The sequence below is a fragment of the Methylomagnum sp. genome, from assembly GCF_054333355.1.
The window spans coordinates 1-10,664 of the sequence record NZ_JBTEKS010000126.1; the positions used below are offsets into that span (position 1 = coordinate 1).

Genomic DNA, 10,664 nt, shown 5'->3' on the forward strand with positions numbered 1-10,664 from the left:
GACCGAATGGCGCCACATCGCGGGCTGAAGCCCGCTCCCACAACAACATTACAAGGTGACAAGCATGAGCGTGGAATGGCAGGCATTTCTCAACCGCTTCCCAGGGGATTCCAACCCATCGGCGGATCAGGGCGTGTGCGCCCTGCCCGGCTATGGGCTGATAAAGATATCCGGCGAAGACGCGGAAACTTTTCTCCAGGGGCAAACCACCTGCGATGTCAAAGCCTTGGCGTCCGGCCACAGCAGACAGGGCGCGTTCTGCACGCCGAAGGGCCGGGTCATCGCGAATTTCCGCCTGCTCCGGTCGGAACAGGGCTTTTACCTGCTGCTTGCCGCCAACATGGCCGCGACGGTGCGGAAGCGCCTGCACATGTACGTGCTGCGTTCCAAGGTGGTGGTGGAAGACCTCAGCCCGGACTGGGGCATACTCGGCGTGATCGGCGCAGGGTTTGAGCCGGAACTGGCGGCGCTGGGCGTGACCCTACCGGACGAGCCGGAGGCTTGGATAACGGGACCGGACCACTTCGCCCTGCGGCTGAATGACGGACGCGGACTCATCGCCGCCACCGCCGACACGGCCACCCGGCTAGGTTTAGGTTTGGTGGAAAAGCTCGCCCCGTTGAGCCCGACCCTCTGGCGGCTGCGGAACATCGAGGCGGGCTTGCCGGAAATCAGCGCCGCCATCACCGAGGAATTCCTGCCGCAAATGCTGAACCTCGACCTGCTCGGCGGCATCGGCTTCAAGAAGGGCTGCTACACCGGCCAGGAAATCGTCGCCCGCACCCATTATCTCGGCCAACTCAAGCGGCGGATGTTCCGGCTGCGTTGCCAGGGCGAGGCTGAACTCGCGCCCGGCGCTTTGATCTACGATATTTCCACTCAGGCCGAGCCGAAGAATGTGGGCCAAGTGGTGATGGCGGTGCCCGAAGCGTCGGCCATTCAGCAGATTCTCGCCGTTATCGGCCTGGAATATGCCCAGAGCGAAAACCTCCGGCTGCTCAGGCCGGACGGCCCGGTGGTGGAATGGCTGCCCCTGCCCTACTCGCTGGAATTGCCGCAATCCTGAACCCCCGCCGCCGTTAAAAATGAAGCCGTTCATGCTTGGATACCCCAACATGAACGGCTCCATTTCAAGCCTTCAACAAAAAACCCCGGTTTTGAGGCCGGGGTTTTTTGTAAGGAACGGAACGATTTTAGGTTCAGCTGATGACCATCCGCACCACGGCCAACACCGCGAAGATGAACAGCACCGTGAAGACAATGCCGGCGATGATATAAACCGTCGCCGAGCCACCCGCGAAATCCCGCTCCCGGTTCGCCGTGCTTTGCACCCCGAATGCCGCCGCCAGCACGCTGCCAACGACTTGCAGGAGGGTGGGCTGAACGGGTTTGCTGCCCTGCTGATCCGACATCACTCGGCGCCCTTCTTCTTGGTGCTGACCTGGAAGAGCTTGTAGCCGATAGCCAGCCCCACCACCAAAATGACCGTGAACAGGGCGCGCCAACTGGCGCTGCCGGTGTAGATCATTTCTTCGTCCACGTTGCCCCACAGGTTATTGCCGCCACCCGCCTGGGTGTCTTCGCCGCCGCCCATGGTGAGCAGGTAATTCCAAACAAAGTTGAGCGGGATGATGCAGGCGACGCTGATGCCGATGGACATAATCAGCTTGTCGATGGCGTGATTGATATCCGGGTCTTTGGTGAGGTTTTCGCTGATCTGCAAGTTGTCAAAATAGAGTTTGACGACGGTATAGCCCGGCAGAATCAATACCACGACCAGACCAAACAGGTCTTTCAGAAGCAATCCGCCGCTCGACGAGATCACGCTGAACGCGATAATCAAAATCATGCTGAAGATGCCGACACCGGCCCACATCAGCATGTCCGCTTTTCCGAAATGGAACAGTTCTTTTATCGTTTTTATCATTGTGGCTAGCCTCACTGTTTCTTGAAAAAATAAAACCCTTCGATTCCGCCTTTCAGGATGAGTTCATTCCCTTCCTTCTTATAAACGGAATAATCGATGGTTTTTCCAGGCCGACCCGGATCATCGGCGATGATCTTGCCGTCGATGATTTTAAAGGTCCATTCGTGCCGGTCTTGATTTTTAAAATGGCGGTTGTAACCGCTGGTAACGATCACGCCGTCGGGACGGAATTCCCAGATGCGGTTCTCCTCGATGCGCGGCTTGTTCAGGCCGGCCGCCACCGATTCCAGGTTCCAGGTTCCCGCGATCTCGCCGATGTCCTTGAGGGGTTCCGCCCAAGCGGCGACGCTCATTAGCCCCAGGAAACCGGCCGCAAACATTGCTCGAACGCTCATTGTTATTCTCCTCGTATGTTGTCATGGCGGACGCCGCTTTCCGGTCGAACCCGGGGGCGGCGCGTGAAGGCGCGGGCATAAAGCCTTGTCGTTCCAGGAAAGTGGGCCGATTTTATACTTTTTTCGTTTCCGCAGAGCAATAAAGTTGCCGGACGGCCCGCCCGCCCGGTGTGCGAGAATGCGGGCGGCGCACGGAGCGCCCAGACCTCCTTCCATTCCAGATCGTGCCACGGCACCCGAACACCATGACCACACCGCCCACCCCGGAAAAGAAGCTTTTCGTCCTCGACACCAATGTGTTGATGCACGACCCGGCCTGCCTGTTCCGCTTTCAGGAGCATGACCTTTATATACCGATGATCGTGCTGGAGGAGTTGGACCACTCCAAGAAAGGCCTGTCCGAAGTCTCCCGCAACGCCCGCCAGGCCAGCCGCTTCCTGGATGAGCTGATCCACCACGCCGACCTCGCCACCATCCGCGAGGGGCTGGCCCTGAACCGGCTGGACTATGCCGCCCGCATCGACGAGCAATGCGCGGGCCGCTTGTTCTTCCAGGTGCGCCGCATGGATTCAGTCCTGCCGGAGAGCCTGCCCGGCGATTTGCCCGACAACTCCATCCTCGCCACCACCTTGACCCTGTCCCGCGAATTCACCGACATGCAGGTGGTCCTGGTTTCCAAGGACATCAACATGCGCATCAAGGCGTCGGTGCTGGGCATCGTCGCCGAGGACTATTCCAGCGACCAAGTGCTGGACGACATCAACCTGTTATATAGCGGCGCCCAGGAACTCCCGGTGGATTTCTGGGAAACCCACGGCGGCACGATGGAATCCTGGAAGGATCAGGCGGGCCGGACCTTCTACCGAGTCGCGGGGCCGCTGGTGAAGGACTGGCACACCAATCAATTCCTGTACATGCCCGACGACTCCGGCTTCGAGGCCATCGTCCGCGGCCGCGAGAACGGCAAGGCGGTGATCGAGCTGGCCCGCGACTTCCGCGCGCCGCAGCACGCCGTGTGGGGCGTCCGGGCGCGCAACCGGGAGCAGAATTTCGCCCTCAACGTGCTGCTGGACCCGGAAATCGACTTCGTGACCCTGCTCGGCACCGCCGGCACCGGCAAGACCTTGCTCACCTTGGCCGCCGGGTTGGCGCTGTCCATGGAAACCAAGCTCTATCGGGAAATCATCATGACCCGCGAAACCATCCCCTTGGGCGAGGACATCGGCTTCCTGCCCGGCACCGAAGAGGAAAAGATGGCCCCGTGGATGGGCGCCCTGCTGGACAACCTGGAATTGCTCGGCGGCCACGACGCGGGCGGCGGTAGCGGCTGGGAACGCCAAGCCACCAACCAAGTGCTGCTCAACCGGATCAAGATGCGCTCGCTCAACTTCATGCGGGGCCGCACCTTCCTGAGCCGCTACATCATCCTCGATGAGGCCCAGAACCTGACCTCCAAGCAGATGAAGACCCTCATCACCCGCGCCGGTCCCGGCAGCAAGATCGTCTGCCTGGGCAACATCGCCCAGATCGACACGCCCTACCTCACCGCCACCACCTCCGGGCTGACCTACGTGGTGGACCGCTTCAAGCACTGGCCCCACGCGGCCCACATCACCCTGCGGCGGGGCGAGCGCTCGCGGCTGGCGGATTTCGCGACGGAGAGTTTGTAGCCCCGTCGAATCCTTGGATAGGCCGACTCGGTTTTGAAAACCGAATCGGCCTTTACGAAATAGCTTGAGACGATGGGTTCCGCAAAGCCCCACCCATCCTATAAGGGTTGGGTCTGCCCAAGATGAGCGCTGCATTCGCTGAATACCCCATGCAATATGCCCAAGATCAATTCAATCTGGGTCTCGGCATAGGTTGGGCTGGCGTGGATTTGATGCCCTGGATCGAGCTTGTAGAACCGCCAAGTGGTGGCGTTCGTCACCACGCCATAAAGATCGAAAGCGGGATAAGCGCGGTTGATGTCCTGGCAAGCCCGCAATTCCGCGAGGCATTGGGCCAAGCCTTGCTCGAAATCGTCTTTCTTGGCTTCCACCACACACAGCAGCGGCGCTTGGTAAACGGCCCCCTGTCCCGCCACCAAATAGTCCGCGCTGCCGGTCAGCTCATCGGTTTGGAGCGCCGCTTCCTTCCAAATTTTCAGCGCCGGGAACGGATCAACGGCTTCCAGCAAAACGGCGTCGATCAACAGCGACTTGGCCGATTCGGATAGGGCCAAGTCAAAATGGGCCTTGAGCTTCTCGACCGTATGCCGGTAATGGGCCGAAGGTGGTCTCGGCTCCGCCGGGGGCAGCCATTCCATAATTGCGTCGAGCCGTGCAAAGCCAAGGCTTCGCGTAGGGTGAAACCGGAGAATTTGCGTTTACGCTTGGTGCTAGTTGCTGTCATAGGCTCAAATATCAAGAATCATGGATGGGTTGAGGAGCGTAGCGAAACCCATCATTGGCTGAGGTGGGGCGATGGGTTCCGCTAAAGCTCCACCCATCGTATGAGAACTACAAAAATCGCCTTTCAATCCCGCACCCAATCCTCCACCAACCGGCTCGGAATATGCGCCGACTCGCTGGACGGCGGGTGGGGCCGCTTCGCCACGATGGCCCAGCACACCCGCAGCGTGTCCGCCGCCAAAATCCACGACACCGCCAGGAACAGCGCCGTCAGCCCCGCGTCCAGATAATCGTTGAAGATCAACTGCGGCGCCTGCGCGGCCTGCGTTCCCGCCAACTTGCCCGCCGCCAGTTTGTCGGACAAATCCCGCGCATGGGCGAAAAACCCAATCCGCAATTCCGGGCTGAACAGCTTTTCCCAAGCCGCCGTGCTGGTGACGATCAACAGCCAAGTCAGCGGCACGCCCGTCACCCAGGCATAACGGAGCTTGCCGCTCTTGACGATGATGGTGGTCGCGACGCACAGGGCGATGCCCGCCAACATTTGGTTGGCGATGCCGAACAGCGGCCACAGGCTGTTGATGCCGCCCAGCGGGTCGATGACGCCGATATAAAGCAGATAGCCCCAGCCCGCCACCACCAGCCCGGAGGTCAGAATCACGCCGGGATACCAGGACGTGCGCCCCAGCGCCGGAATCCAGTTGCCCAACACATCCTGCAACATGAAACGGGCCACGCGGGTGCCCGCGTCCAGGGTGGTGAGGATGAACAGCGCCTCGAACATGATGGCGAAGTGATACCACAGCGCCAACATGCTCCGCCCGAAGGCGCTGGCGAACAGCGAGGCCATGCCCACCGCCAACGAAGGCGCACCGCCGGTGCGAGCGAACAGCGTGGTTTCGCCCATGTCGCGGGCCAGGGTCTGCATCTGCTCCACGGTCACGGGGAACCCCCAGGATGAAATCTTCGCCACCGCGTCCGCCGCTTCCTTGCCGACGATCCCTGCTGGGCTGTTGATGGCGAAGAACACGCCGGGGTCCAGCACCGACGCCGCCACCATCGCCATGATCGCCACGAAGGATTCCATCATCATCGCGCCGTAGCCGATGAACCGGGCGTCGGCCTCGTTCGCCAGCAGCTTGGGCGTGGTGCCGGACGAAATCAGCGAATGGAAACCGGAAATCGCCCCGCAGGCAATGGTGATGAACACGAAGGGGAACAGCTTGCCGCCGAAGATCGGGCCGGTGCCATCCACGAAGGGGGTCAGCGCGGGCATCTTGATTTCCGGGTGCAGGACAATGATGGCGACGGCCAATGCCGCGATGGTGCCCAGCTTCATGAAGGTGGAGAGGTAGTCACGCGGGGCCAGCAGCAGCCACACCGGCAGCACCGCCGCCGCGAAGCCGTAGCCGATGACCATGAAGGCCAGCGGTTGGCCGTCGAAATCGAACCAGCCCCGCACGCCTTCCATCCCATCCACCACGCCGCCGCCCCACACCGACAACAGCAGCAGCGACACGCCCAGCACGGTGGACTCGATCACCCGACCGGGCCGCAGCTTGGTCATGTAGACGCCCACCAGCATGGCGATGGGGATGGTCGCGCCCACGGTGGAGGTGGCCCACGGGCTGTGCTTCATGGCGTTGACCACCACCAGGCCCAGCACCGCGATGAGGATAATCATGATGCACATCACCCCCAGCATGGCCGCGTTGCCGCCTAGGGGTCCGAGTTCGTCCCGCGCCATCTGGCCGAGGGAGCGGCCATCGCGGCGGATGGAGCAGAACAGGATGACGAAATCCTGCACGCAGCCACCCAAGACCGCGCCGATCAAAATCCACAGCGTGCCGGGCAGATAGCCGAACTGCGCGGCGAGGGTCGGCCCGATCAAGGGGCCGGGTCCGGCGATGGCGGCGAAGTGGTGGCCGAACACCACCCATTTGTTGGTCGGCACGAAGTCGCGCCCGTCATTGAAGCGCTCCGCCGGGGTGGCCCGCGAGCCATCCAGCACCAGCACCTTGGTCGCCACGAAAGCGCTGTAGAAGCGGTAGCCCAGGGCGTACACGCACACCGCCGCCGTCACGAACCAAATGCTGTTGACGCTCTCGCCCCGGTTGAGGGCGATGCCACCCACCGCCGCCGCGCCGATGATGGCCACCCCCAGCCAAAGCGCGAAGCCGCGCCATTCAAACCCCTTATCATCGCTATTTCTAGGTATCGCCATTGTTTATCTTCCGAGAATTGCCCGTGAAACTTTGGCGCAAAGGATAAGCGGAATTGGCGGAACAGCGCCAATTCTCGAAGGCGGGTCGGGCCTTGGGATTTGACTGAAATTTCAAATCGTTCGTACGCTCTGCGTCACTGCCATTAAGTTAAGAGTGCGCGGGCTTTGATTTCGCTGGCTGAGCGGAGTCGAAGCCAGCGAAATCAAAGCCCCTCGGCAGGTTCGCTTCGACTCCGCTCAGCGAACGGCAGCCTGACTTAATGGCAGTGACGCTCTGCGTGGGAATGCCTCCACGGACGCTCCGGCGTCCCGTGTGGCTTTCGCGACGCGGGAGCGTCGCCGGATGCATTCCCACGGGGACCGTGGGAACGATGAAGTTCGGACTCCAAACAGCCATGCAAGGTGGGCACGCACCCATTCCCACCGACTCTTGGCGCAACGGGTGCTTTGGTGGGCTGAAGATTCTTGCCAATCAGGAAAAAGGATTTCTTCCTTCTCCCGGTCAATCCGTGAACCCTCTTATGTCGCTATTGCCACGGGCCGTGGCAACATGGATCAGGGCTTCACGCGCCCGCCAGGGCGGGAAGTCGATCAGGCAATTTGGCAAGGAATATTTATGCAACCGATCCAGCGAAGGAGCGATCCGGGGAAAAAGGCGTTGTGGCTGACTGTCGGCGTGCTGTCGGCCCTCGTGGCGGTACTGATGCTCGCCTTGCTTGAAAAGGAAGAATCGTCCGTGCCGCCGGAAGCCCGGCGGGAGTGGTCCACGCCCTCTACCGCACTCCCACCGGAACGGCAGGCACCATCCGTCGACACCACGCCCATCGTGGTGGCCGGACAAGGCGGCGAAGGATGCGAGGCGGAGGAGCCGGTCTTTGATGTGACGGTCATGGCGGTCGGGGAACGCACCACGCCGGACGCCTCGGAACAGCCGGTGTACCTGCAAAATCAGGAGAGCGTGGTCCGCAAGTATTATCTCGACAATGACAGCGTGCCCGCCGCCGAAAAGCCGCGCCTAGCGGACATGTTCGTCGTGGGTCGGCGCCTTAAAGTCCGCTATGTCGTTTGCGGCAGCGGCGGATTCCGCTACCTCACCTTCGTCCAACCTACGGCGACCGGCTGAGGACTCGCCCATAGCCCCTCCCGCTCAGCAAACCCAGTTGGCCACCAGCATCACCAGCAGAAACAAGACGGCACCGAAGGCCGCCACCGCCAAAGACATGGCCCTGCGCTGTTCCTCCTCGTCATCGTCCGCCAGCGCGAATCGCTCATCCGCTTGCTCCGGGCGAATTCCACCCTCATAAGTTCTGTCAATCATTGCGATAATCCTTCCGTAAATCGGCCATCCGGCGAAAGTTGCAGACATCCTTCTTTCGACGCGCCGGAAGCCGGGCCGTTCCTCAATCCGTTGTAAGCGCTATTCCCTATGCAGACCGAAGAATTCCGAGCCAGCCTCCTGGACTGGTTCGGCCGCCATGGCCGCAAGCACCTGCCCTGGCAGACAGACCGCGACCCCTACCGGGTATGGGTCTCCGAGATCATGCTCCAACAGACCCAGGTGGCGACGGTCATCTCCTATTTCGAGCGCTTCCTGGCCCGCTTCCCCGATGTCGCCGCCTTGGCCCAAGCACCGCTGGACGATGTCATCGCCTTGTGGGCGGGGCTGGGCTATTACGCCCGCGCCCGCCATCTGCACCGCGCCGCCCAAACCGTCATGGCGCGGCATGGCGGCGAATTCCCAGCGGACCTGGACGCCTTGCGGGCATTGCCCGGCGTGGGCCGGTCCACGGCGGGGGCGATTCTGAGCCTGGGCCTGGGCCAGCGGGCACCGATCCTGGACGGCAACGTGAAGCGGGTTCTATGCCGTTACGGTGGGTTGGAAGGCTGGCCGGGCGAAACCCGGGTGGAGCGGGAACTGTGGCGGTTGAGCGAGACTTACACGCCGGTCGAGCGGGTGGCCGATTACAACCAAGCCATGATGGACCTGGGGGCGATGGTCTGCGTGAAAAGCCGGCCCTTGTGCGCGGCCTGTCCCGTGCGGGCGGGCTGTGTGGCGCGGCGGTTTGGTTTGACCGACCAATTGCCAACCCCGAAGCCCCGGCAAGCCTTGCCGGTGAAAAGCTGCCTGATGCTGGTGCTGGAGAACGGGCAAGGTGAAATCTATTTGGAGAGACGCCCGCCGACGGGAATCTGGGGCGGGCTGTGGAGCCTGCCGGAATTCGAGAGCGAGGCGGGGCTTCTGGATTGGTGTTATCGGCGCGGCTTCGACCCGGCCCGGATTGAGCCTCTGCCGACGCGACGGCATACCTTTTCCCATTACCATCTGGACTTCACGCCGATGTGGCTGCGGGCCGATTCGTCGGCGTGGGCGGTCGGGGAGGATGGCGGGCAGGGTTGGTTTTTGTTGGATGAGGCGGGCGGATTGCCGACGCCGGTAAAGCGGTTGTTGGCGGATTTGAGCGGCGGGAGAGCTGCGGGAATGCCGTTGCTTGTTTAGGTCGTGGGCAGGAAGAAGGCGTGCGAAAACCCACTCAACAAAACTCATCTTGATATTCAACGCCTTGCATATCAAGGCTTTCAGGGCTTTTTGTGGTTTTTGGGTACACCCTTGGGTACACCCCCCCGGAAAATCACGGCTTGCCGGTGCCTCGGTGCGGATCGACCGCCAGCCCGTCAGGTTCAAACCCATGGCCGCCCCCCCGGTGCTGATGGACAGCCAGCGCCGCGAGGTGGGCCGGATGGTGGCAAGAACACTTACAAGCTTCGGGGGGCTGTAAATTGCCCACTCGGGTTTCCTTATGGATGTTTTGAAAAAACTGGATTTTTTGACGCGAACCGCTGAAAGCCAGACGCGGCGCGGGGTCGAACGTCGATGTAAAAACTTTTTTCGTCTTTAGACAGAAAGTGGGGGGTATATCTGTAGTTGTGGGCAGTGTGGGCAAGAAACGCTGAAAGCCGCGCCGCATAAGGCTTAAAGCCTGCCCACTGGCAAAAAATCAGTGGGCAGAATTGCCCACTTCTCTTTCCCGTTTTTCGGTTGCCCACTGAGTGGGCAGAATTGCCCACTCTTTTTTTGTCAGTGGGCAGGGCTAAACCCGCATGGCTATTGGCTTACAGGGATTCTTGCCCACACTGCCCACAACTAGAGATATACCCCCCACTTTTAGTTTGAAGCGCCGAAACTTTTTCAACAAACAGCCTGTAAGCCTTGATTTATCTGGGTTTCTCTCATTCCGAGACTTTTCTTAGCCCAGTTTGATAAATCGGGCGTTGCCCACTCACCAGAGCGGCAAAAAAACCTAGTAAACCGTATGGATAATATTTTTGCTTATGTATTGTTTCGGCTCGATATAAAGTAGGGTTTCAAGCATAAGGCCGCGCCCTTGGTGCTGATGGATCGCTAGCCAGGGAGACAGGCCGGGTTGCCGGTGGTCCTGGTGCGGATCGACCGCCAGCCGGGAAGGCCGTGGTCAAGGGGGTGGGCGTGGCCCTGGTGCGGATGGACACCAGCGCCGGGAGGTGGCCCGTTGCCGGTCCTGGTGCGGATCGCCCGTCAGCCTGTCAGCTTCAAGCCTATGGCCGCGCCCTGGTGCTGATGGACGCCAGCCGGGAAGGCTGTGGTCAAGGGGGTGGGCGTGGCCCTGGTGCGGATGGACACCAGCGCCGGGAGGTGGCCCGTTGCCGGTCCTGGTGCGGATCGCCCGTCAGCCTGTCAGCTTCAAGCC

Annotated in this window: 11 protein-coding genes; 5 read left to right on the forward strand and 6 right to left on the reverse strand. The window is 61.2% G+C overall.

Annotated features, from left to right (window positions below):
* The first annotated feature begins 64 nt into the window (after positions 1 to 64).
* On the forward strand, positions 65 to 1,066 hold the full coding sequence (gene ygfZ / locus ACXWUF_RS11345) for a CAF17-like 4Fe-4S cluster assembly/insertion protein YgfZ (RefSeq protein WP_458494791.1): 1,002 nt from the start codon (positions 65 to 67) through the stop codon (positions 1,064 to 1,066).
* A 133-nt stretch (positions 1,067 to 1,199) separates the two neighbouring features.
* On the opposite strand, the gene ACXWUF_RS11350 is transcribed toward ygfZ, so the two are convergent.
* From ACXWUF_RS11350 to ACXWUF_RS11360, 3 genes are read right to left on the reverse strand one after another with little or no spacing between them, the layout of a single operon-like run.
* Entirely contained in the window at positions 1,200 to 1,412 is a 213-nt protein-coding gene (locus ACXWUF_RS11350) for a DUF2970 domain-containing protein (protein WP_458494792.1), read from the reverse strand.
* Positions 1,412 to 1,927, reverse strand: a complete 516-nt coding sequence (locus ACXWUF_RS11355) for a DUF1616 domain-containing protein (RefSeq protein ID WP_458494793.1) — start codon at positions 1,925 to 1,927, stop codon at positions 1,412 to 1,414. Before ACXWUF_RS11355 ends, ACXWUF_RS11350 begins: the two co-directional genes overlap by 1 nt.
* An 11-nt stretch (positions 1,928 to 1,938) precedes the next feature.
* The gene (locus ACXWUF_RS11360; protein WP_458494794.1) at positions 1,939 to 2,322 is read right to left on the reverse strand and encodes a hypothetical protein; all 384 of its coding nucleotides are present in this window, start codon (positions 2,320 to 2,322) and stop codon (positions 1,939 to 1,941) included.
* 245 nt (positions 2,323 to 2,567) lie between these two features.
* Between ACXWUF_RS11360 and ACXWUF_RS11365 the strand changes: the two genes are divergently transcribed.
* A complete protein-coding gene (locus ACXWUF_RS11365) occupies positions 2,568 to 3,992 on the forward strand; it encodes a PhoH family protein (protein ID WP_458494795.1) in 1,425 nt (474 codons plus the stop codon).
* A 98-nt stretch (positions 3,993 to 4,090) separates the two neighbouring features.
* Here ACXWUF_RS11365 and ACXWUF_RS11370 read toward each other — a convergent pair whose 3' ends face one another.
* Positions 4,091 to 4,630, reverse strand: coding sequence for a hypothetical protein (locus ACXWUF_RS11370; protein WP_458494796.1), 540 nt, complete (start codon positions 4,628 to 4,630; stop codon positions 4,091 to 4,093).
* A 209-nt stretch (positions 4,631 to 4,839) separates the two neighbouring features.
* Positions 4,840 to 6,939 carry a carbon starvation CstA family protein gene (locus tag ACXWUF_RS11375; RefSeq protein WP_458494797.1) on the reverse strand — a complete coding sequence of 700 codons (2,100 nt, stop codon included), beginning with the start codon at positions 6,937 to 6,939 and terminating at the stop codon, positions 4,840 to 4,842.
* Positions 6,940 to 7,555: 616 nt separating this feature from the next.
* Between ACXWUF_RS11375 and ACXWUF_RS11380 the strand changes: the two genes are divergently transcribed.
* Positions 7,556 to 8,062: a hypothetical protein gene (locus tag ACXWUF_RS11380; protein WP_458494798.1), complete on the forward strand. Its 507-nt coding sequence runs from the start codon at positions 7,556 to 7,558 to the stop codon at positions 8,060 to 8,062.
* Positions 8,063 to 8,086: 24 nt separating this feature from the next.
* On the opposite strand, the gene ACXWUF_RS11385 is transcribed toward ACXWUF_RS11380, so the two are convergent.
* A complete protein-coding gene (locus tag ACXWUF_RS11385; protein WP_458494799.1) occupies positions 8,087 to 8,257 on the reverse strand; it encodes a hypothetical protein in 171 nt (56 codons plus the stop codon).
* 108 nt (positions 8,258 to 8,365) lie between these two features.
* Here ACXWUF_RS11385 and mutY point away from each other — a divergent pair, with 108 nt between their 5' ends.
* Both mutY and ACXWUF_RS11395 read left to right on the forward strand, forming a co-directional pair.
* The gene (mutY, locus tag ACXWUF_RS11390) at positions 8,366 to 9,436 is read left to right on the forward strand and encodes an A/G-specific adenine glycosylase (RefSeq protein WP_458494800.1); all 1,071 of its coding nucleotides are present in this window, start codon (positions 8,366 to 8,368) and stop codon (positions 9,434 to 9,436) included.
* A 969-nt stretch (positions 9,437 to 10,405) separates the two neighbouring features.
* Positions 10,406 to 10,664, forward strand: a 259-nt coding sequence (locus ACXWUF_RS11395) for a hypothetical protein (protein ID WP_458494801.1), incomplete at its 3' end; no start/stop codon positions are given.

Excerpts from the sequence above, each read along its gene's own strand:
- ygfZ (WP_458494791.1), top strand. The coding sequence starts at position 65 with ATGAGCGTGGAATGGCAGGCATTTCTCAACCGCTTCCCAGGGGATTCC.
- ACXWUF_RS11350 (WP_458494792.1), bottom strand. The coding sequence starts at position 1,412 with ATGTCGGATCAGCAGGGCAGCAAACCCGTTCAGCCCACCCTCCTGCAA.
- ACXWUF_RS11355 (WP_458494793.1), bottom strand. The coding sequence starts at position 1,927 with ATGATAAAAACGATAAAAGAACTGTTCCATTTCGGAAAAGCGGACATG.
- ACXWUF_RS11360 (WP_458494794.1), bottom strand. The coding sequence starts at position 2,322 with ATGAGCGTTCGAGCAATGTTTGCGGCCGGTTTCCTGGGGCTAATGAGC.
- ACXWUF_RS11365 (WP_458494795.1), top strand. The coding sequence starts at position 2,568 with ATGACCACACCGCCCACCCCGGAAAAGAAGCTTTTCGTCCTCGACACC.
- ACXWUF_RS11370 (WP_458494796.1), bottom strand. The coding sequence starts at position 4,630 with ATGGAATGGCTGCCCCCGGCGGAGCCGAGACCACCTTCGGCCCATTAC.
- ACXWUF_RS11375 (WP_458494797.1), bottom strand. The coding sequence starts at position 6,939 with ATGGCGATACCTAGAAATAGCGATGATAAGGGGTTTGAATGGCGCGGC.
- ACXWUF_RS11380 (WP_458494798.1), top strand. The coding sequence starts at position 7,556 with ATGCAACCGATCCAGCGAAGGAGCGATCCGGGGAAAAAGGCGTTGTGG.
- ACXWUF_RS11385 (WP_458494799.1), bottom strand. The coding sequence starts at position 8,257 with ATGATTGACAGAACTTATGAGGGTGGAATTCGCCCGGAGCAAGCGGAT.
- mutY (WP_458494800.1), top strand. The coding sequence starts at position 8,366 with ATGCAGACCGAAGAATTCCGAGCCAGCCTCCTGGACTGGTTCGGCCGC.